Genomic DNA, 21,356 nt, shown 5'->3' on the forward strand with positions numbered 1-21,356 from the left:
CACGGCAGCGGGCGGCGCGGTGTCCGCAGCCGCAGCCGGGACGGCAGGGGTGGAGGGGGCACGGGGGCTTGCTCGCTCATCGCACTCACCGCAGCTTCAGCGTGGACAGGCCGATCAGGCACAGCAGCATGGTGATGATCCAGAAACGCACCACGACCTGCGTCTCCTTCCAGCCGCTTTTCTCGAAATGGTGGTGCAGCGGCGCCATCTTCAGCAGCCGCCGGCCCTCGCCGTAGCGCCGCTTGGTGTACTTGAACCACAGCACCTGGGCCATGACCGACAGCGCCTCGACCACGAAGATGCCGCCCATGATGGCCAGCACGATCTCCTGACGCACGATGACGGCGATGGTGCCCAGGGCGCCGCCCAGCGCCAGCGCGCCCACGTCGCCCATGAAGACCTGCGCCGGGTGCGCGTTGAACCACAGGAAGGCCAGCCCGGCGCCAGCCATGGCGGCGCAGAAGATCAGCAGCTCGCCGGCGCCGGGGATGTGCGGGAACAGCAGATATTTGGAATAACTGGCGCTGCCCGTGACATAGGCAAAAATGCCCAGCGCCGAGCCGACCATGATGACCGGCATGATGGCCAGGCCGTCCAGGCCGTCGGTCAGGTTCACGGCGTTGCTCGCGCCCACGATGACCAGGTAGGTCAGGATGACGAAGCCCAGCACGCCCAGCGGGTAGGTGACCTCCTTGAAGAAGGGCACCAGCAGGCCGGCCTTCGGCGGCAAATCCAGCGAAAAGCCCGACTGCACCCAGGTCACGAACAGCTCGAACACGCGGGCGTTGGAGTTCTCGGAAATCGAGAACACCAGGTACAGCGCCGCCAGCAGGCCAATGAGCGACTGCCAGAAGTATTTCTCGCGCGAGCGCATCCCTTCCGGATCCTTGCGCACCACCTTGCGCCAGTCGTCCACCCAGCCAATCGCCCCAAAGCCCAGCGTCACCGCCAGCACGATCCAGACGAAACGGTTCGACAGGTCGAACCACAGCAGCGTGGAGATGGCAATCGCCAGCAGGATCAGCACCCCGCCCATGGTCGGCGTGCCGTTCTTGGCCAGGTGCGTCTGCATGGCGTAGCTGCGCACTGGCTGGCCGATCTTGAGCGCCGCCAGCACGCGGATCACGCGCGGGCCGGCGACCAGGCCGATCAACAGCGCCGTCAGCGCCGCCATCACCGCGCGCATGGTCAGGTATTGAAAGACGCGCAGAAAGCCCAGCTCGGGCGAGAGGCCTTGCAGCCACTGGGTCAGCATCAGGAGCATGGCGCTGCCTCCTGCTGCTCGATGGCCTGCACCACCTGTTCCATCTTCATGAAGCGTGATCCTTTCACCAGCACGCTGCCCAGTTTCGGCAGCGCGGCGCGCACCGCAGTCGTGAGCGCGGCCATGTTGTCATCAAAATGCCGGGCGCCGGGGCCGCCGGCCTGGGCGGTGTGGGTGCTCAAGGCGCCCAGCGTGTACAAATGCTCGATGCCGGCAGCGCGGGCGTACGCGCCGGCCTCGGCGTGGAACTGCGGCCCCTGCTCGCCGACCTCGCCCATGTCGCCCAGCACCAGCAGGCGCGGGCCGGGCAGCGCGGCCAGCACGTCGATGGCGGCACGCACCGAGTCGGGGTTGGCGTTGTAGCTGTCGTCGACCACGGTGACGGCGCGCCCCTCCTGTTGCACGGTAAGGGCGCGCGAGCGGCCGGTGACGGGGCGAAAGTCCTGCAGGCCGCGGGCGATGGCGTCCAGTGGCGCGCCGACGGCCAGCGCGCAGGCGGTGGCGGCCAGGGCGTTGGCGACGTTGTGCTGGCCGGCGATGTGCAGCCGGGTGTCGAAGTCGCCTTGCGGGGTGGCGATGCGCACCTGCCAGGCGCCGTCCTGCCAGCGGGCGGCGGTGCAGGCGATGTCGGCGCGCGGGACGCGCTGGCCCTCACCCCAGCCCTCTTCCAGTGGGAGAGGGAGCAAAACCGGGGGCGCCGTGACTTCCTGAGTGCTCTGGGCAGCCAGCACATCCGCGCCCTCGTCCGCCAAAGCAGTTGGCATGGCCGCTCCCTTCTCCACCGAGGCCTGCAGCGCCTGCGTTCCCTCTCCCCTCTGGGGAGAGGGCTGGGGTGAGGGGCCGGCGCAGCCGGAAAAGGTCAGGCAGCGCCGCCCGCCGGCCAGTTCGCGCCATAGCGGCGCAAACGCATCATCCGCCGGAAACACCGCCGTGCCGTCTGCCGGCAGCGCCGTCAGCACGCTGCCGTTCTCGCGCGCCACGGCTTCGACCGTGTGCATGAATTCCAGGTGCTCGCGCTGCGCGTTGTTGACCAGCGCCACCGTGGGCTGGGCCAGAGCGGCCAGGCGTGCGATCTCGCCCGGGTGGTTCATGCCCAGCTCGACCACGGCGGCGCGGTGCTCAGGCAGCAGACGCAAGAGCGTCAGCGGCACGCCGATTTCGTTGTTGAAGTTGCCGCGCGTGGCCAGGGCAGCCTCGCCCAGCCAGGCGCGCAGCACGGCGGCGATCATCTGCGTCACCGTGGTCTTGCCGTTGCTGCCGGTGACGGCGACGAGCGGCAGCGCAAACTGCGCGCGCCAGCCCGCCGCCAGGGCGCCCAGCGCGGCCAGGCTGTCGGGTGCCTCGATGCCGGGCAGGCCGGCAGCCTCCACGCCGCGCTGCGCCAGCACCGCCACCGCCCCGGCAGCCCTGGCCTGCGCCAGGAAGTCATGCGCGTCGAAGCGCTCGCCGGCCAGCGCCACGAACAGGTCGCCTGCGCCCAGGCTGCGGGTGTCGGTATGCACACGCCCGATGGGCGTGTCGCCTGCACCCAGCAGGCGCGCGCCCGGCAGGCGCGTGCGGATCAGCGCGCAGGCCTGGGCCAGGGTCATGAGCGGGGACTCGGTGGCGTTCACTGGTTCTCTTTGTCGGCTGTCGATCCCGGGCGGCGCGCCAGCGCGGCGCGCGCGTGCTCCAGGTCGGAAAAAGGCCGGCGCACGCCCGCCGTTTCCTGGTAGTCCTCGTGGCCCTTGCCGGCGATCAGCAGCACGTCGCGTGCCTCAGCGCCGGCGATGGCCTGGGCGATGGCGGTGGCCCGATCCGGCTCGGCTTCGATGTGCGTGCTGGCGATGGTGCCCGCCAGGATCTGCTGGATGATGGCCGCCGGCGCCTCGCCGCGCGGGTTGTCGCTGGTCACGATGACGCGCTCGGCGCCCTGCTGCGCCACCGCGCCCATGAGCGGGCGCTTGGCCGCATCGCGGTTGCCGCCGCAGCCAAACACGCACCACAGCCGACCGCCACGCTGCGCCGCCATGGGGGCCAGCGCCGCCAGCGCCTGCGCCAGCGCGTCGGGCGTGTGCGCGTAGTCCACGGCCACCAGCGGCTGGCCGGCGCCGCCGAGCTGCTGCATCCGCCCAGGCACCGGATCGAGCCGGGCGCAGGCGCAGACCGCCGCCTCCAGCGGCACGCCCAGCGCGCGCAGGCCGGCAATCACGCCCAGCAGGTTGGAGACGTTGAACAGGCCGACCAGCCGCGTCTGCAGCGTCACGGTGTGGACGCCCTCAGCCACGGTGAAGGCCAGGCCGGCGCCGGTGGCCCGCACATCGCGCGCCTGCAGCCGTGCCGGCACGTGCCGCGACACGCTCCACACGTCCAGCGCCCGGCCCTGCAGCGACTCATGCAAGCTGGCGCCGCGCGTGTCGTCGATGTTGACCACCGCCGCCTGCAGGCCCGGCCAGTCGAACAGCACGCTCTTGGCCTGCCAGTAGTCGGCCATGCTGGCGTGGTAGTCCAGATGATCCTGGGTGAAATTGGTGAACAGCGCGACGCGGATACGCGTGCCGGCCAGGCGCTGCTCGGCCAGGCCGATGGACGAGGCCTCGATGGCGCAGGCGCTGCGCCCGTCCTGCACGAAGCGGGCCAAGGCGCGCTGCAGTTGCACCGGGTCGGGCGTGGTCAGGCCGGTGGGCGCCAGATCGGGCGGCACACCAATGCCCAAAGTGCCGATCAAGCCACACCCAGCTTGCGCTGACAGCTCATTTTTAGATAGCACATTGAGCGCCTCGGCGAGCCACCAGGCGCTGCTGGTCTTGCCATTGGTGCCGGTCACGGCCAGCACGTCCAGGCGTGCGCTCGGGTGGCCAAACCATTCGGCGGCGATCAGTCCGGTGGCCGCCTTGAGGCCGTGCAGCGCGGCGATGCGTTCGTCGCCGCCGAAGTCGAAGGCCTGTATGCCTTCGCCCTCGACCAGGCAGGCGGCAGCGCCGCGCGCCAAGGCATCGGCCACGTGGGCGCGCCCGTCGGTGGCGGCACCTGGCCAGGCGATGAAGGCGTCGCCCGGCGCTACCTGCCGGCTGTCGGTGTGCAAGGTGCCGGGCAAGCGCGCGCGCAGCCAGGCGACGGCCTCGGGCAGGGTGGCCAGGGTCAGGGGGGTGTTCACAGCGATTCCTCCACCGGGTCGGCCACGATCAGCGGCTTGACGGCCATGTCCGGCGGCACGCCCATCAGGCGCAGGGTTTGCTGCACCACTTCGCTGAAGACCGGCGCGGCCACGGCGCCGCCGTAGATCACGCCGTTGCTGGGTTCGTCGATCATGACGGCGACGATGATGCGCGGGTTGTCCACCGGCGCCAGGCCGGTGAACCAGGCGCGGTACTTGCCGCTGGCGTAGCTCTTGCCCACCTGTTTGCGCGCCGTACCCGACTTGCCACCCACCGAGTAGCCCACGGTCTGCGCCTTCTGGCCGGTGCCGCCCGGGCCAGCGGCCATCTGCAGCATCTTGCGTACCTGATCGGCAGTGCGCTCGGAAAACACCGGCACGCCCACCGCCGGCTGGTCGCTCTTGAGCATGGTCGCCTGGATGACGCGGCCGCCGTTGGCGAACACGGTGTAGGAGCGCGCCATCTGGAACAGGCTGGCCGACAGGCCGTAGCCATAGCTCATGGTGGCCTGCTCGATGGGCCGCCAGCTCTTGTAGGGGCGCAGGCGCCCGCTCACGGCGCCGGGGAAGGCGAGCGTGGGCTTTTGCCCGAAGCCCAGGGCGGAGAAGGTCTCCCACATCTCGCGCGCCGGCATCTGCATGGCGATCTTCGTGGTGCCGACGTTGCTGGACTTCTGGATCACGCCCTCCACGGTGAGCAGGCCGTAGTTGTGCGTGTCGTTGATGGTCGAGCCGGTGATGGTCAGCCGCCCGGGCGAGGTGTCGATGGGCGTCTCGGGGCGCACCCGACCGGACTCCAGCGCCAGGCCGACGGTGATGGGTTTCATGGTCGAGCCGGGTTCGAAGGTGTCGGTGAGCGCGCGGTTGCGCAGCTGCTCGCCTGTCAGGTTGCGCCGCTTGTCGGGCACGTAGCTGGGGTAGTTGGCCAGCGCCAGCACCTCGCCGGTATGGGCGTCCAGCACCACCACGCTGCCGGCCTTGGCCTTGTGCTCGGCCACGGTGTCGCGCAGCTTCTGGTAGGCGAAGAACTGCACCTTGCTGTCGATGGACAGCTGCATGTCGCGCCCGTTCATGGGCGGCACCTCGGCGCCCACGCCCTCGACCACGCGGCCCAGGCGATCCTTGATGACGCGCATGGAGCCGGGCTTGCCGGCGAGTTCCTTGTCGAAGGCCAGCTCCATGCCCTCCTGGCCGTGGTCTTCGACATTGGTGAAGCCGACGATGTGCGCCGCCGACTCGCCCTCGGGGTACTGGCGCTTGTATTCCTTGCGGTGGTAGATGCCCTTGATGCCCAGCGCCATGATCTGCTGGCCCACGTCCCAGTCGAGCTGGCGCTTGAGCCAGACGAAGGTCTTGTCCTCGTCGGCCAGCTTGGCGATCAGCTGCGGCAGGGGCATCTCCAGCAGCCGCGCCAGCTCCCTGAGCTTCGGCGCCGCCTCGGCGTCGTCCGTGTCCACGTCCTCGGGGATGGCCCAGATGCTGGCCGCCGGCACGCTGGAGGCCAGGATCAAGCCGTTGCGATCGAGGATGCGGCCCCGGTTGGCCGGCAGCTCCAGGGTGCGGGCAAAACGCACCTCGCCCTGGCGCAGGAAGAAGTCGTTGCCGAAGACCTGCACATAGGCCGCCCGCGCCGCCAGGCCGCAAAAACCCAGCGCCACCAGCACCACGATGAAGCTGCTGCGCCAGGCCGGCGTCTTGGCCGCCAGCAGCGGACTGGAGGCGTAGTTCACGCCGCGCACGCTGTTCATCGCACACCTCCGGGGGAGCTGGCCGGGACTGCCGCATTGGCTGCGCCGGACGCGCCAGGCCTGCTGCCGTCGTCGCTCACCCACTGGGTGATGGCCGGCGTGGCCATGCGCATGTTCAGGCGCTCGTGCGCCAGGCGCTCGATGCGCAGCGGCGTGGCCTGGGCGCGGCGCTCGACCTGCAGGCGCTGGTGCTCGGTGGCTAGCTGGCGCGCCTCGGCCTGGGCGCGGTGCATCTCGGTGTAGAGGCGGCGCGCCTGGTACTGGCTGTGTACCAAAAGCATGGCGCTGGCCATGACGGCCAGCAGCAGCATGGCACTGATGCGGGTCATGCGCGCGCCCTTGCCGGGCGGCGCAGCGCCAGGCCGACGCCGGCGGCCAGCGCTCTCATGCCGGCACCTCAGTGCGCTCGGCCACGCGCATCACGGCGCTGCGCGCGCGCGGGTTGGCCGCCACCTCGGCAGCGCCCGGCTTGATGCGCTCCAGTGCGCGCAGGTGCATGGGCTGGGGCGCGGCAAAGGGCGCGCGCCGGTCATAGACCTCCTTGGCGTGCTGGGCGATGAATTGCTTGACGATGCGGTCTTCCAGCGAGTGAAAGCTGATGACCACCAGCCGCCCGCCCGGCGCCAGCACCGACAGGCTGGCTGCGAGTGCCTGGCGCAGCTCCTGCAGCTCGGCGTTGATGTGGATGCGCAAGGCCTGAAAGGTGCGCGTGGCCGGGTGCTGGCCCGGCTCGCGCGTCCGGACGGTGGCGGCCACGATGTCGGCCAGCTGCGCCGTGCGCGTGATCGGGCCGTGCTTGTCGCGCCAGGCCACCAGCGCCTTGGCAATGGGGCCGGCGAACCGCTCCTCGCCGTAGTCGCGTATCACCTGGGCGATGGCTGGCGGCTCGGCGCCGGCCAGCCACTCGGCCACGCTGTGCCCGCGTGTGGTGTCCATGCGCATGTCCAGCGGGCCGTCGAAGCGGAAGCTGAAGCCGCGCTCGGGCGTGTCGATCTGCGGCGAGCTGACGCCCAGATCCAGCAGCACGCCGCTGACGCTGCCCGGCGGCAGCTCGGCGATGCCGCAAAAGCCTTCGTGGCGGATGGCAAAGCGCGCATCCGCCGCCAGCGGCGCGGCCTCGGCGATGGCCTGCGGATCCTTGTCGAAGGCGATCAGGCGGGCATCGGCGCCCAGGCGCGAGAGGATCAGCCGCGAATGCCCGCCGCGCCCGAAGGTGCCATCGACGAAGCAGCCGCGTGCGCCCAGCGGGCCACCGAGCAGGTGCTCGACGGCTTCGTGCAGCAAGACGGTGGTGTGCCCAGGGGCCTGGTTCATGTGCCGCACCCCTTCAGCAGGCAAAAAACTGCGCCCCGGCGGACGGGGCGGACAGGATGAACGGGGGCGCCGGCATGGCCGGGGCCTGCGGGCTCAGCGATGAAGAAGGCCCTGGCAACACGGGAAGACAACCCTCGGACGGATATGGCCGGCACGGCATGGAGAAGAGAGCAAACCTGAAAAAACACGCGCCGAGGGCAACTTCTCCCACTTTCTGGCACTTTCAGGCACGGCACTTTAGCAGGAAACCCCTGCCCGCCATGACCGTCTCCGGCAGCCCGCGCTCGCGCACCCGCGCGGGGATCGTAAACACGCTCTCAGAGAATGAAGCGCGACAAATCCTCGTCCTGGCTCAGGTCGCCCAGGCGGGCCTGCACATACGCGGCATCGATGGTCACGCTCTGGCCGGACAGGTGGGCGGCACCGAAGCTGACCTCATCGAGCAGGCGCTCCATGACCGTGGACAGGCGGCGCGCGCCGATGTTTTCCGTGCGCTCGTTGACATCGCAGGCGATGTGCGCCAGCCGGGTGATGCCCTCGGGCGTGAATTCAAGCCGCACGCCCTCGGTGGCCAGCAGCGCCTGGTACTGGCGCGTGAGCGAGGCATCGGTCTGCGTCAGGATGGCCTCGAAGTCCTGCACCGACAGCGACGTCAGCTCGACGCGGATCGGAAAACGCCCCTGCAGTTCGGGAATCAGGTCGCTGGGCTTGGCCAGGTGAAAGGCCCCGGACGCGATGAACAGCATGTGGTCGGTCTTGACGATGCCGTATTTGGTGGACACCGAGGTGCCCTCGACCAGCGGCAGCAGGTCGCGCTGCACGCCCTGGCGCGAGACATCGGCGCCGCCGGCCTCCTGGCGCGCGGCCACCTTGTCGATCTCGTCGATGAAGACGATGCCGTTTTGCTCGGCGTTGTGCAGGGCGCGGGAACGCACCTCGTCCTCGTTGACCAGCCGGGCCGCCTCCTCGTCGGTCAGCAGGCGCAGTGCCTCGGCGATCTTGAGCTTGCGCGTGTGCCGCCGCTCCTGGCCCATCTGGCTGAACATGCCGCGCAGCTGCTCGGCCATCTCCTCCATGCCCGCCGGGCCCATGATCTCCAGTTGCGGGCGGGCGTCGGCCAGGTCGATCTCGATGTCCTTGTCATCCAGCTGGCCCTCGCGCAGCTTCTTGCGAAAGGCCTGGCGCGTGGCGTTGCCCTCGGCAGGCTCGCTGCCGCGCGCCGGTGGCAACAGCACATCCAGGATGCGCTCCTCGGCAGCATCCTCGGCGCGGGTGCGCAGCTTCTTCATGTCGGCCTCGCGCGTTTGCTTGACGGCGACTTCGACCAGATCGCGCACGATGGAGTCCACGTCCTTGCCGACGTAGCCGACTTCGGTGAACTTGGTTGCCTCGACCTTGATGAAGGGCGCATCGGCCAGGCGCGCCAGGCGCCGCGCGATCTCGGTCTTGCCCACGCCAGTGGGGCCGATCATCAGGATGTTCTTGGGCGTGATCTCCTGGCGCAGACCGGCGTCCACTTGCTGGCGGCGCCAGCGGTTGCGCAGCGCAATCGCCACCGCCCGCTTGGCCGGCGCCTGGCCGACGATGTGGCGGTCGAGTTCGGAGACGATCTCCTGCGGGGTCATGGAAAGAGACATGCAGCAGCCTGGCAAAAATACAATGAAATCAGCCGCAAACCCTTGCTGGGCAAGCGCTGACAGCTATCAAAAAAGTGTAATACCACCCACGCTCACAGCGTTTCGATGGTGTGGTGCATGTTGGTATAGATGCACAGCTCGCCGGCGATCTCCAGCGCCTTCTTCACGATGTCGGGTGCGCCCAGCTCGGTGCTGTCCAGCAGCGCCTTGGCGGCGGCGTGGGCGTAGGCGCCGCCCGAGCCGATGGCGACGATGCCGGCTTCAGGCTCCAGCACGTCGCCATTGCCGGTGATGATCAGCGAGGCGCTGGCATCCGCCACGGCCAGCATGGCTTCGAGGCGGCGCAGCACGCGGTCGGTGCGCCAGTCGCGCGTCAGCTCGATGGCGGCGCGCGTCAGGTGGCCCTGGTGCTTGTCCAACTTGGCCTCGAAGCGCTCGAACAGGGTGAAGGCGTCGGCGGTGGCGCCGGCAAAGCCGGCCAGCACCTTGCCGTGGTGCAGGCGGCGCACCTTGCGCGCCGAGCCCTTGACGACGATATTGCCCAGGGTGACCTGGCCGTCGCCGCCCAGGGCGACCTGGACGCTGCCGTCGGCCAGCGTGCGACGCACGCTCAGGATGGTGGTGCCGTGAAATTGTTCCATGGTGGGGAGATATGAGGCCCGGGGGCTGAGTTTGCAAGAAGCCGGGCCACGGGCCGCGCGCCCGGCAGGGTCAATCGCTGCGCGACACCACCCGGGCGTGCTCGTTGATACCGATGACGTTGAAGAACACCGCCACCAGCCGATGCAGGTTGCGAAACTCCAGCACCGCCCCGCTCGCCTGCTGGCTGGCTGCCCAGTTGAGCACGCCGCCGCCAGCGGCAAAGTCGATGCGCACCAGCTGGTCGCAGGCCACCACCAGCGGCACGCCGGGACGCATCAGCTCCTGCAGGGCCTGCAGCGCGGCGCTGGCGTCGCCCTCGATGACGCCCAGCAGCGAGGGCACCGGCCCCTGCTCGCTGCCCGGCGGCACCGACAGGGCAAAGCCGGACTGCATGGAGGGCAGGTAGCTGTCCGGCCCTGCGCCCTGGAGCGGGTCAGCATCAGCGCCGGGCTGCGCCAAGGCCTGGGCATCGCCGCTGAAGGTGCAGCGCGGCGGCACCCAGGACGGTGGCGAGACCTCGTAGGTCACGCAGTAGTCCAGGGCCGCCAGCTCGAACTCGTCGGGCAGATCCATCAGGCGCAGCAGCGCCATGTGCAGCCGCCACCACTGCGGGTCGCGCGTGCGCTCGCCGGAAGGGGTGTTGCCCTGCACGATGGCCTGCAGCTGCGGCACGCCGACGAAGCGCAACTGCGCCGGCTCGTCTGCCAGGCGCTCGACGAGATCGGCCAACAGCGGCACGACCGACGGCTCGATATCGCCCAGGCGGCTCCACGACAGCGTCCACGGCTGGGCCGCCCGCGCCAGCGCGGCCTGCAGGCTGGCGATCGACTGCGCCGTCAGCAGGGCTGGAGCATTCCAGCTCAGCTCGCGCTGGGCTGCTGCGGGCTTGGCGCCGGTTTCGACCAGCGCCGGCAGGCCCAGCTGCTGGGGCAGGGAGAACCACAGCGGCGCGGTGTGGTGAAAGCGCGCCGCGTATTCGATGGCCAGGGCCTCGAACGGCTCGTGCTGCCCGGTGGCACGAAACAGGTCGAACAGCGTCAGCCAGACGATGCGCGCCTCCTGCTGGGCTGGCGCAGCATCGGCTGCGGCCAGGTCGGCGGCAGCGGCGCGCTCGCGGCGCGCCAGCACTTCGCGCAGGGCCGTCTCGGCGCCGGCATGGTCGGCGCTGGCAAAGCGGATGGCGGCCTCCTCCAGCTCGGGGTCATGAACGAAGCTGGTGCCAGGCGGTGCGGCTGCGGCTGCGGGCGCGGCTGTCGGCGCGGCGGGGGCAGCAGGGGCAGGGGCAGAAGGGGCAAACGCCAACGACGGCTCCAGCGCCGCCGGCTGCGTCAGCCCGGCGGTGTCGGCTGCCGGCGGCAGGGTCAGCGGCGCCGTCGGCGCAAAGGCCTTGGCGTGCTCGCCAGTGGCGAAGGGAGAGTTGGCCAGGGCAGTGGCCATGGCCTGCGCAGCGGGCGAGAGTTGCGCTGCGGCGCTGTCCGGTTGGGGCGCTGCGGCAGGCGCGGCCTGTGCGGGCGCAGCCGCTGGCGCCGCCCCGGCCCGGCCCTTCCACCACTGGTGCGACATCTGCGCCTCGATCTCGTCGATCTTGCGCAGGGTGTCGGCGCGCTCGTCGGGCGAGCTGATGCTGCTTTGGAACAGCGAGGTACGGATCGACGAGACCTCGGCTTCGGCCTCGGGCTGCGCGCGCGCGCCCTCGCGGCTGCGCAGCTTGCGCAATTGATCGAACTCGCGCCGGCGCACGAAGTCGTTGCGCCGCTTGCGCTCGATCATGTCCTTGAGCATCTGCTTGCTGTACTGGCTCTCGCGCTCCTCGTCCAGATTGTCGATCTCGGACCAGTTCACGGTGGGGTGGCGCACGAAGCGCACCATCTTGGACAGCAGCCCGCGCCCTGATGAGGGCGGCGGGCCGGCGGGGGACTCATCCTTGCTCATGCGGGTCATTGTGCCTTGCGGGCGCCGCGCGCAATCCCTGGAAAAGCCCGGTTGCCGTCAGTCGCCAAACATCTTCTGCTTGAGTTCGCGCCGCTGCTGCGCCTCCAGCGACAGCGAGGCCGTGGGACGCGCGATCAGCCGGCCCACGCCGATAGGCTCGCCGGTCTCGTCGCAGTAGCCGTAGTCGCCGGCGTCGATGCGGTCGATGGACTGCTCGATTTTCTTGAGCAGCTTCCTCTCGCGGTCGCGCGTGCGCAACTCCAGGGCGTGCTCTTCCTCGATGGTGGCGCGGTCAGCGGGGTCGGGCACGACCACCGTGTCCTCGCGCAGGTTTTCCGTGGTCTCGTCGGCGTTGGCGTGGATTTCCTGCTTGAGCAGCACCAGCTTGTGCCGAAAGAACGCCATCTGCTTGTCGTTCATGTACTCGGCATCGGGCATGGCCAGCACTTCGGCGTCGGTCAACTCCTCGGCGCTCTTGGTCTTCCAGTTGTTGGCCAGCTTGGAGTCCTTCTTGGCGGCCGCCACAGATTTTTGCAGGGTCGTAGTCATGGTCTGAATTGATGAAGCTGGCACGGCAGGGCAAGCCTGCCGCTGGTTGCCGAAAGTGGAACAAACAGCCTGATTGCCGTCTCGTCCTCTCGTGGAGGAGGCGACGCGGCGGTCAGGCCAGCGATGGTGCGCGCTGCGCCGGGCCGGCAGTGTAGTGCTTGTGCCGCCGGCGGCTGTCAGACAACGGGGCGCGATTGTAGGGCGGGGCCCCGGGCGCAGCCCATCCATGCCGCACGCCGGCGCTGCGGCATCGCCGCCCCGCTCAGAGCGTGTTCACGGTCTCCGCGCGCAGGGGCGCGAGTGCGGATCGGGCTGGGCTGCCAGGCGCAAACCGCAGCGATAGCCCGTGCTATCGTGAGGATTTGCAACGCCGCAGACCGCCCGAGGCCGCGCTCGAGCACCCGCGCGGGGATCGTAAACACGCTCTCAGGCCAAGCACTGGCCCAGGCCCTGCTCCAGGATGTCGCGCGGCAGGTCGATGCCGATGAAGACCATGCGGCTGACGCGCGGCTCGCCCTGCTGCCACTCGGGGCCCAGGTCGCTGCCCATGAGCTGATGCACGCCCTGGAAGATGACCTTGCGGTTGGTGCCTTGCATGTCCAGCACGCCCTTGTAGCGCAACATGCGCGGGCCATAGACGTTGACGATGGCGCCCAGGAAGTCCTCCAGCCGCGCAGGATCGAAAGGCCGCCCGGCGCGATAGACGAAGCTTTTCACGTCGTCGTCGTGATGGTGGTGGTGCGGGTGGCTGCAGTGCCCGCCGTGCTCATGCCCATGCTCGTGGCCGTGCTGCTCGTGCCCGCAGTGCTCGTCGTGGACATGGCCGTGGCTGTGGTCGTGGCCATCGCCCTCCTTCAGGAAGTCCGGGTCGATGTCCAGCCGCGCATTCAGGTTGAAGCCGCGCAAGTCCAGCACCTCGGCCAGCGGCACCTCGCCGAAATGCACGGCCTTGATGGGTGCGCGCGGGTTCATGTGCTTCAAGCGATGGATCAGCGCGTGCTTTTCGTCCTCGCTCACCAGGTCGGTCTTGGACAGGAAGATCTGGTCGGCAAAGCCCACCTGGCGGCGCGCCTCCTGGCGCTGGTCGAGCTGCGCGCCGGCGTGCTTGGCATCGACCACGGTGATGATCGAATCGACCAGATAGGTCTCGGCGATCTCGTCGTCCATGAAGAAGGTCTGCACCACCGGGCCGGGGTCGGCCAGGCCCGTGGTCTCGATGATCACGCGCTCGAAGTCCAGCAGGCCCTTGCGCCGCTTGGCCGCCAGCAGCTGCAGCGTCTCGCGCAGGTCTTCGCGGATGGTGCAGCAGATGCAGCCGTTGCTCATCTGCACGATCTGCTCTTTCGAGTCCGTGACCAGGATGTCGTTGTCGATGTTTTCCTCGCCGAACTCGTTTTCGATCACGGCGATTTTTTGCCCGTGCGCCTCGGTCAGCACGCGCTTGAGCAGGGTGGTTTTGCCGGCGCCGAGGAAGCCGGTGAGGATGGTGGCGGGAATCAGGGACATGGTGAAGGGCTTTGCTGAGGGGTGCGGCTGGCAACGAAAGCGCCCGCGCGCTGGCCCTGGCGGGACGGCGCACGGGCGCGGTGGGCCTGACTGTAGCGAAGCCGGGCAGACCCTGGGCTGCAGGCCCGCCAAAAGGCTGATTTTCAGAGTGTTTTCAGCCTAAAAGCCTTGTGCAGAAAGCGCTGATAGCTATGTTTTACATAGCAAATAACAGATAGCCAAAAGGCTGTGGGTCACTTGCGCCAGTAATTGTTGGCTGCCGCCACGGTCTGGAAGTTGATGGCCACGACCTGCGAGGCCGCCGTCAGCGCCTCGTGGCTGTTGGCGTATTCGGGGCGCAGCTTGTGCAGCACTTCGGCGTCGGGCTGGGTGTATTTCACGCCGCGGCGGCTCAGGGTGATGGCCAGCTCGAAGCCTTGCTGGGGCGTGTCGGTGATGAGCGAGGTCAGCCAAGTATCGGCCATGGGGTTCTCCTTTCGTGGGTGGTGGTGAAAAAGTGCAGCAAGGATGCCACTTAACGGGCCGTCCGGCGAGTGGCGCGCCCGATAGGCCCACAGCCAGCGCCAGCGCGCGCCAGGCGCAAGCCCGCACAATCCCCCGGTCACATCACGCTGGAGCAATTGCATGAGTCTGGTTCAACCCCTGCCGCCCGGCCCGCTGGACATCGTGGGCGACATCCACGGTGAATTCGCCGCGCTGCAGGCGCTGTTGCAGCACCTGGGCTATGACGCGCAGGGCCGCCACCCGCAGGGCCGCACGCTGGTCTTCGTGGGCGATTTCTGCGACCGTGGCCCGGACAGTCCCGCCGTGCTGGCGCTGGCGCAGCAGCTGGTCGAGGCGGGCCGCGCCGTGGCGGTGCTGGGCAACCACGAGATGAATCTGCTCAACGGCGACGCCAAGGACGGCTCGGGCTGGTTCTTCGACGAGCGCGTGGCGCACGACCAGGACAAATACGCCCCCTATGCCCGCCCCACGGCGCCCGAGCGCCAGGCCATCGTGGACTGGCTGGCCGGCCTGCCCATCGCCCTGGAGCGCGCGGATCTGCGCGTGGTTCACGCCGTCTGGCTGGACGAGGCCATCGCCGCCGCGCGCGCCGTGCCCCTGGGTCAGGCCGGCCCGGCCTACACGCGCTGGGAGCGCAGCGCGCTGGAGCACGGCCACAGCACCGGCCTGGCCGAGCGCGTGCGCGCCGAGCTGCAGGCCTGCCCGCAGGGTCTGGAGCAGGAAGATTGCCCGCCACCCTTTCTGCACGCCTACGCACAAAACGAGGCCAACAAGCAGATGTTCAACCCGCTCAAGGTGCTGACCTCGGGCGTCGAGCGCAAGGCCGAGCAGCCCTTCTTCACCAGCGGCAAGTGGCGCTTTGCCGCGCGCGTGGCCTGGTGGAACGAGTACGCCGACCCGCGCGCCGTGGTGGTCGGGCACTACTGGCGCAGCGCCCGGCCCATGAACCGGCGCGATGTCGGCAAGGGCGACGCCGATCTGTTCAGCGCCATAGACCCGCTGCGCTGGCACGGGCAGCGCGGCAACGTGTTCTGCGTGGACTACTCGGTGGGCGGGCGCTGGCGCGAGCGGCGCGAGCCGCAGCGCGCACCGGGCGACTTCCGCCTGGCCACCCTGCGCTGGCCCGAGCGCACGCTGCAGTTCGACGACGGCAGCGTCCAGCCGACGCTGGGCTTTGGCCAGCAAGAGAGGGGTGCCTGAGAGCGTGTTTACGATCCCCGCGCGGGTGCGCGAGCGCGGCCTCGGGCGGTCTGCGGCGTTGCAAATCCTCGCGATAGCACGGGCTATCGCTGCGGTTTGCGCCTGGCAGCCCATCCCGATCCGCACCCGCGCCCCTGCGTGCGGAGATCGTAAACACGCTCTGAGGGCGTGCGCCGGCCCCGGCCTCAATCCTTGGGCGTGCGCCGCTTGGCGCGCGGGTGCGCCTGGTCATAGACCTGCGCCAGATGCTGGAAGTCCAGCCGGGTGTAGGCCTGGGTGGTGGTGATGCTGGCGTGGCCCAGCAGTTCCTGCACGGCGCGCAAGTCCTGGCTGGACTGCAGCAGGTGGCTGGCAAACGAGTGGCGCAGCATGTGCGGATGCACCGGCGTGCTCAGGCTGGCGGCGGCGCTGCGCTGGCGCAGGCGCAGCCAGACCATGTGCGCCGTGATGCGCGCGCCGCGCACGCCGACGAACAGCGCATCGGCATCCAGGCGCAGCGCCCGCACGCCGCCAAAGGGCCGGGCGCGCTGCACCAGCCAGGCCTGCACGGCGCGCACGGCGGGCGGCCCCATGGGCACGCTGCGCCGGCGCCCGCCCTTGCCCAGGACATGCGCCTCGGCGCCGTCCAGATCCAGCCAGCCACGGCCCTGGCGGTGCGCGGCGCTGCTGGCCGCGACATCCAGCCCGACCAGCTCGCCCACACGCAGGCCGCAGCCGTACAGCAGCTCGACCATGGCGGCGTCGCGCGCTTCCTCCCACGGGTCGGCCTGCGGCTCGCAGTGCTCGGCCAGATGCACGGCCTCGTCCACCGCCAGCGCCTTGGGCAGTGGCCGGGGTGCCTTGGGGGCGCGCACGCCCTGCGCCGGGTTGCGCTCCAGCAACCCCTGGCGCGCCGCCCAGGTGTAGAAGCCGCGCCAGCCCGACAGGATCAGCGCAATGCCGCGCGCGCTGCGCCCGCTGGCGTGCAGCTGCGCGGCAAAGCGGCGCAGGTGAGCGCTGGTGAGCGCCAGCAGCGGCAGGCCGAGGGGCTGCGCCGCTGCCTGCAGGCGCTGCAAGTCCTGGGTATAGAGCTGCAGCGTGCGCTCGGCCAGGCGCTTTTGCACGCGTGCGTGCTCCAGGTAGGCCAGCGCCTCGGCAGGCAGGGCCGGCGGGGCTGCGCCCGGCGCGCGCCGGGCCATGTCAGATCAGCCGCTGCAGGGCGCTGGCCGCCAGCTCGGCCATGCGCGTCAGAAAGTCCGTGCCCATGGTGGCGTCGAAGCGCTCGGCATCGGGCGAACCCAGCACCAGCAGACCGAAGGCCGGCTGTGCCGTGTCGTCCAGCGCTCCCGGGCGCAGCGGCAGCAGGGCCAGCGACTGCACATCCTGCCCCTGCTCCAGCCAGCCCACGGCCTCGAAGCCCAGGTTGGGGCCGCAAAACGGCATGGTCAGCGATGAGGCAAAGGCACGCACGTCGTCGCTTGCGCCCTGGGCGAAGGGCGCCTGGGCGTGTTCGGCGGCAACGCCCCACAGCCGCAGCGCCACCTGCGGCACGTCGAACAGCGTGGCCATGCCCTGCTGCACGGCCTGCGGCACGTCGGCGGCTGCGCGCACCGCCGCCAGCTGGCGCGCCCACTGGTGGATCTTGCCGGCGATGGTGGCGTTTTCGTGGCTGTTGCGCACCATGTCCATGACGCGCTGCTCCAGATCCTTGATCTTGCCGCGCAGCATCTCGGCCTGGCGCTCCTGCAGGCTGACGGCGCGCTGGCCGTGCGGGCTGGTCAGGGTGACGATGGACAGCAGCTCGGCGTGGCGCTCGAAAAAGCCCGGCGTGCTGGCCAGGTACTGGGCGATGTCGTCTTCGGTGATGGGATTGAGGGGCTGGGTCATGGGTCAGGTACGCAAGGTTGAGCTGGCCGGGGGATTATCCCGGTGGCACGCGGGAGACGCACGGACAGCGCCGGGCCTCGCCATAATCAGCCGATGCCCCGCGACAACCAATACCTGCATCCCCGCCGCACCCCGCCCACCCCACTGCAGGCGGCCACCGTGCTGCTGCTGCGCGACGCGCCCGGCGCCGATGGCACCCCGGCGCTGCAAGTGCTGATGACGCGCCGCTCGGCCAAGGCCAGCTTCGTGCCTGGTGCCTACGTCTTCCCGGGCGGCGGCATCGAGGCGCAGGACGCCGCGCCCGAAGCGCACGCCCTGGCCGACCATCGCCCGGCGCAGACCGGCCAACGCCTGACCGAGGCCCTGGCCGCACTGCGCGAGAGCTTCGAGGAGCTGGGCATCCTGCTGGCGCGCCACCCCAATGGCCGCTGGGCCGATGCCGGCGACATCGCCGCGCTCGACCGCAAGGCCGACTTTGCCCCGCAGTGCGCCGCACGCGGCCTGCGCCTGGCCGCCGACGCCATGTACCAGCTGGCGCACTGGACGGCCGATCGCAACCTGCCTAAGCGCTTTGCCGTGCCCTTCCTGGTCGCCCGTATGCCGCCCGGCCAGGAGCCGGTGGCCGACGAGGCCGAGCAGTTCGAGCCGGTGTGGGTGCGCCCGCAGGACGCGCTGGCACGCCACGAGGCCGGGCAATTCTTCATGATTTTCCCGACCATTCGCACGCTGGAGCGCCTGGCGCAGTACGCCAGCGCGCAGGAGGTGCTGGATGCGGTGGCGCACGAGCAGCCGCTGTGGACGACCTGCCCGCGCTCGGGCCTGGTGGCCGGCAAGGTCGAGCACTTCATGGAACACGAGCCGGCCTATGGCGAGCTGGCCCTGGTCTGCCCGGATGGCCACCACCAGCACCCGCTGGACTGGCAGTGCGAGCGCGTGCTGCCGCTGCTCAAGAACGTGCAGCGCCTCACGGCACCCAACCCCGGCGTCATGACCGGCCCGGGCACCAACAGCTATCTGGTGGGCGAGCCAGCCACTGGCTACATCGCCATCGACCCCGGCCCGGCCGAGCCCGAGCACATCGAGCGCCTGTGGCGCGCCGCTGGCGGCGACATCCGCGCCATCGTCTGCACGCACTCGCACCCCGACCACTTCCCGGGCGCGGCGCCGTTGCAGGCGCTGGTGGCCGCGCATGGCCGCGCCGCGCCACCCATCCTGGGCCTGCCCTCGGCCCCACGGCACGCGCCGCCAGCCAGTTCACGCCCGACCGAGCGCTATCGAATGGTGAGCTGCTCACGCTTGCTGGACAAGGGCTAGAGGGCAAAATCACCCATACCCTGGAAGTCGTCCACACGCCCGGCCACGCGGCCAACCACATCTGCCTGATCCTGCGCGAGGACGGGCTGCTGTTCTCGGGCGACCACATCCTGAACGGCAGCACCACCATCATCGACCCGCCCGACGGCAACATGGCCGACTACCTGGACTCGCTCGAGCGCCTGGACGCGCTGTGCGCCGAGCACGGCGTGGACTACATCGCCCCGGCGCATGGCTATGTGCTGGGCGATGCGCGCCGCGTCATCGCCGGCCTGCAGGCGCACCGCCTGGCACGCGAGGCCAAGGTGCTGGCCGCCATGCAGGCGCGCCCGGGCGGCAGCATAGAGGACTGGGTGCGCCTGGCCTATGGCGACGTGCCCGAGCGCATGTGGCCGCTGGCGCAGCGCTCGCTGCTGGCGCACGTGGAGCGCATCCGCGCCCTGGAGCCGGGCAACAACCTGACGGAGCTGACGTGACCGACCCGGGGCAGGCGCCGGCCATCCGCCTGGCCAAGCGCCTGGCTGCCGAGGTCGGCTGCTCGCGCCGCGAGGCCGAGCTGTACATCGAGGGCGGCCACGTCAGCGTCGATGGCCGGGTGGTCGAGGAGCCGGGCGCCCGCGTCGGTGCGCAGCAGCAGGTGCGCCTGGCCTCCGGCGCGCGCGCCGAGGAGTTGCCGCCGGTCACGCTGCTGCTGCACAAGCCGCCGGGCTTCGAGGCCGGGCTGGGCCTGGGGCAGACCCCGGGCGAGGCGCACGCCAGCCGCAGCCGGGGCGAGGCGCCCCTGGCGCTGGAGCTGCTGCGCCCGGACAGCCACCACGTAGGCGAAGGCCCGCCGGTGCGCGTGCTGGGCCGGCACTTCAAGAACCTGGCCTGCCACACGCCCCTGCCCACCGAGGCCAGCGGCCTGGTGGTCTATACCCAGGATGGCCGCGTGGCGCGCAAGCTGCAGCAGGACGCCGAGACGCTGGAGCACGAGTGCATCGTCCAAGTGGCCGGCCAGATCGCCGACGGCGGCCTGCAGCGCCTGTGCCACGGCCTGGAGTTCAATGGCCGGCCCCTGCCGCCCATCAAGGTCAGCTGGCAAAGCGAGCAGCGCCTGCGCTTTGCCTTGAAGGGCATCCGGCCTGGCCAGGTGCCGGCGATGTGCGCCGCCGTGGGCCTCTCGGTCACGGCGCTCAGGCGCCTGCGCATTGGCCGCATCGCCCTGGCCCCGCTGGCCGAGGGGCAGTGGCGTTATGTGTTGCCGTGGGAGCGGTTCTGAAACGCCCGGTTTCGCTATTGAAAATATAGCTTCTTGCGCTTGCCCCATCAGGGCTGGAGCACGAAACGACAGAAAGTGTGAAGCCTGCCGATAAGCCGGATTCTGTGCATCCGCACGCCCCTTGCAGGGCTGCGCGGATGTGACCGCCATTACTCTGGGCCGGGGGTCGCCCACCCGGCTCGATGCCACCTACCCGCACACTCCGGGGGCCCCGTCAACGTGTGCCTACTTGGTGTTGCTGCGCGTAGAGATTGCCCGTTTCATCCGAACTGAATCGGCTCGTCTCTGTTGCTCTGATCCTCACCTCACGGTGGACAGCCGTTAGCTGCTACGCTGCCCTGTGCAGTCCGGACGTTCCTCCAGTGCGGCCTTTCGGCACATGCACCAGCGGCGGTCTGGCAGGCTTCACAGCGCGCGATTATCGCTGCGCTGTGCGCCCGGGCCGCTGGCGGGAAGGGCATATCCATATCACGCGCGCGCAAAAGATGTCCGCCACAATGGCCGCCATCCTTTCCCGCCCACTGGGGTGCAACCTTCTTCCGGAGCTTCGACATGCGCATCGACAACATCCTGCAGGCCATCGGCAACACGCCCCACGTCCGCATCAACCGGCTGTTCGGGCCGGGCGCCAATGTCTGGATCAAGTCCGAGCGCAGCAACCCCGGCGGCTCCATCAAGGATCGCATTGCCCTGGCTATGGTCGAGGCCGCCGAGGCCAGCGGCCAATTGCAACCCGGCGGCACCATCGTCGAGCCGACCAGCGGCAACACCGGCATCGGCCTGGCCCTGGTGGCTGCCGTCAAGGGCTACAGGCTGATCCTGGTCATGCCCGACAGCATGTCCGTCGAGCGCCGCCGCCTGATGCTGGCCTACGGCGCCACGTTCGACCTGACGCCCAAGGAAAAGGGCATGAAAGGCGCCATCGCCCGCGCCCAGGAGATCGTTCAGGCCACGCCCGGCGCCTGGATGCCCCAGCAGTTCGAGAACCCGGCCAACATCGAAGTCCACGCGCGCACCACGGCGCAGGAAATCCTGGCCGACTTCCCCGACGGGCTGGACGCCATCATCACCGGCGTGGGCACGGGCGGGCACATCACCGGCGTGGCGCAGGTGCTCAAGAGCCGCTTTCCGGCGCTCAAGGTCTTTGCCGTGGAGCCCACCGGCTCGCCGGTCATCTCCGGCGGCCAGCCCGGGCCGCACCCCATCCAGGGCCTGGGCGCGGGCTTCATCCCGCGCAACCTGCACGTCGATCTGCTCGACGGCGTGATCCTGGTCGAGGCCGAGCCGGCGCGCGAATACGCCCGCCGCGCGGCGCGCGAGGAAGGTCTGCTGGTGGGTATTTCCTCGGGCGCCGCCCTGGCCGCCATCGCGCAAAAACTGCCCGAGCTGCCGGCCGGTGCGCGTGTGCTGGGCTTCAACTACGACACTGGCGAGCGCTACCTGTCGGTGGAAGGCTTTCTGCCGGGTTGAAGCCGGCAGACAG

General features: G+C 69.9%; 17 protein-coding genes, 1 other RNA gene and 1 pseudogene. 4 read left to right on the plus strand and 15 right to left on the minus strand.

The genetic code is table 11. From position 1 onward, the window contains the following. Positions 1-85 precede the first annotated feature (85 nt). From mraY to IDM45_RS10990, 12 genes are all read right to left on the minus strand, one after another. The gene (gene mraY / locus IDM45_RS10930; protein WP_209422867.1) at positions 86-1,264 is read right to left on the minus strand and encodes a phospho-N-acetylmuramoyl-pentapeptide-transferase; all 1,179 of its coding nucleotides are present in this window, start codon (positions 1,262-1,264) and stop codon (positions 86-88) included. Beyond that, the gene (locus IDM45_RS17670) at positions 1,255-2,853 is read right to left on the minus strand and encodes a UDP-N-acetylmuramoyl-tripeptide--D-alanyl-D-alanine ligase (protein WP_232654325.1); all 1,599 of its coding nucleotides are present in this window, start codon (positions 2,851-2,853) and stop codon (positions 1,255-1,257) included. The genes mraY and IDM45_RS17670 overlap by 10 nt, the downstream gene beginning before the upstream one ends. Before the next feature lie 20 nt (positions 2,854-2,873). Then, entirely contained in the window at positions 2,874-4,400 is a 1,527-nt protein-coding gene (locus IDM45_RS10945) for a UDP-N-acetylmuramoyl-L-alanyl-D-glutamate--2,6-diaminopimelate ligase (RefSeq protein WP_209422868.1), read from the minus strand. Beyond that, the gene (locus IDM45_RS10950; RefSeq protein WP_209422869.1) at positions 4,397-6,148 is read right to left on the minus strand and encodes a peptidoglycan D,D-transpeptidase FtsI family protein; all 1,752 of its coding nucleotides are present in this window, start codon (positions 6,146-6,148) and stop codon (positions 4,397-4,399) included. Before IDM45_RS10950 ends, IDM45_RS10945 begins: the two co-directional genes overlap by 4 nt. Beyond that, positions 6,145-6,477, minus strand: a complete 333-nt coding sequence (gene ftsL / locus IDM45_RS10955; protein WP_209422870.1) for a cell division protein FtsL — start codon at positions 6,475-6,477, stop codon at positions 6,145-6,147. The genes IDM45_RS10950 and ftsL overlap by 4 nt, the downstream gene beginning before the upstream one ends. Positions 6,478-6,532: 55 nt before the next feature. After that, positions 6,533-7,462: a 16S rRNA (cytosine(1402)-N(4))-methyltransferase RsmH gene (rsmH, locus tag IDM45_RS10960; RefSeq protein ID WP_209422871.1), complete on the minus strand. Its 930-nt coding sequence runs from the start codon at positions 7,460-7,462 to the stop codon at positions 6,533-6,535. Positions 7,463-7,779: 317 nt separating this feature from the next. After that, complete coding sequence (gene hslU, locus IDM45_RS10965) at positions 7,780-9,099, minus strand: ATP-dependent protease ATPase subunit HslU (protein ID WP_209422872.1); 1,320 nt, start codon at positions 9,097-9,099, stop codon at positions 7,780-7,782. A gap of 92 nt (positions 9,100-9,191) precedes the next feature. Then, entirely contained in the window at positions 9,192-9,740 is a 549-nt protein-coding gene (gene hslV, locus IDM45_RS10970; protein WP_209422873.1) for an ATP-dependent protease subunit HslV, read from the minus strand. 70 nt (positions 9,741-9,810) lie between these two features. Beyond that, positions 9,811-11,673 carry an STAS domain-containing protein gene (locus tag IDM45_RS10975; protein ID WP_209422874.1) on the minus strand — a complete coding sequence of 621 codons (1,863 nt, stop codon included), beginning with the start codon at positions 11,671-11,673 and terminating at the stop codon, positions 9,811-9,813. 57 nt (positions 11,674-11,730) lie between these two features. Then, a complete protein-coding gene (dksA, locus tag IDM45_RS10980) occupies positions 11,731-12,222 on the minus strand; it encodes an RNA polymerase-binding protein DksA (RefSeq protein ID WP_209422875.1) in 492 nt (163 codons plus the stop codon). A gap of 426 nt (positions 12,223-12,648) precedes the next feature. Next, positions 12,649-13,728, minus strand: a complete 1,080-nt coding sequence (locus IDM45_RS10985; protein ID WP_209422876.1) for a CobW family GTP-binding protein — start codon at positions 13,726-13,728, stop codon at positions 12,649-12,651. A 233-nt stretch (positions 13,729-13,961) separates the two neighbouring features. Beyond that, positions 13,962-14,192 (minus strand): hexameric tyrosine-coordinated heme protein, encoded by a 231-nt coding sequence (locus IDM45_RS10990; protein WP_209422877.1) that lies wholly within the window; start codon positions 14,190-14,192, stop codon positions 13,962-13,964. Between the two features lie 160 nt (positions 14,193-14,352). On the opposite strand from IDM45_RS10990, the gene IDM45_RS10995 reads away from it, so the two are divergent. Further along, positions 14,353-15,432, plus strand: a complete 1,080-nt coding sequence (locus tag IDM45_RS10995) for a metallophosphoesterase (protein ID WP_209422878.1) — start codon at positions 14,353-14,355, stop codon at positions 15,430-15,432. Between the two features lie 185 nt (positions 15,433-15,617). Here IDM45_RS10995 and IDM45_RS11000 read toward each other — a convergent pair whose 3' ends face one another. Together IDM45_RS11000 and IDM45_RS11005 are read right to left on the minus strand one after the other, a co-directional pair. After that, a complete protein-coding gene (locus tag IDM45_RS11000; RefSeq protein WP_209422879.1) occupies positions 15,618-16,610 on the minus strand; it encodes a tyrosine recombinase XerC in 993 nt (330 codons plus the stop codon). Position 16,611: 1 nt separating this feature from the next. Next, on the minus strand, positions 16,612-17,298 hold the full coding sequence (locus IDM45_RS11005; protein WP_209422880.1) for a DUF484 family protein: 687 nt from the start codon (positions 17,296-17,298) through the stop codon (positions 16,612-16,614). A 93-nt stretch (positions 17,299-17,391) separates the two neighbouring features. Between IDM45_RS11005 and IDM45_RS11010 the strand changes: the two are divergent. Beyond that, positions 17,392-19,088 (plus strand): annotated as a pseudogene (locus tag IDM45_RS11010) (MBL fold metallo-hydrolase). Then, the gene (locus IDM45_RS11015) at positions 19,085-19,873 is read left to right on the plus strand and encodes an RNA pseudouridine synthase (RefSeq protein WP_209422881.1); all 789 of its coding nucleotides are present in this window, start codon (positions 19,085-19,087) and stop codon (positions 19,871-19,873) included. Before IDM45_RS11010 ends, IDM45_RS11015 begins: the two are co-directional and overlap by 4 nt. Positions 19,874-19,948: 75 nt before the next feature. Here the strand turns inward: IDM45_RS11015 and rnpB are convergent. Then, an RNA gene (gene rnpB / locus IDM45_RS11020) (RNase P RNA component class A) lies at positions 19,949-20,280 on the minus strand. Positions 20,281-20,425: 145 nt separating this feature from the next. Here rnpB and cysK point away from each other — a divergent pair. Beyond that, the gene (cysK, locus tag IDM45_RS11025) at positions 20,426-21,343 is read left to right on the plus strand and encodes a cysteine synthase A (protein ID WP_209422882.1); all 918 of its coding nucleotides are present in this window, start codon (positions 20,426-20,428) and stop codon (positions 21,341-21,343) included. Positions 21,344-21,356 lie beyond the last annotated feature (13 nt).

This window comes from Melaminivora jejuensis, assembly GCF_017811175.1.
GTDB lineage: Bacteria > Pseudomonadota > Gammaproteobacteria > Burkholderiales > Burkholderiaceae_C > Melaminivora > Melaminivora jejuensis.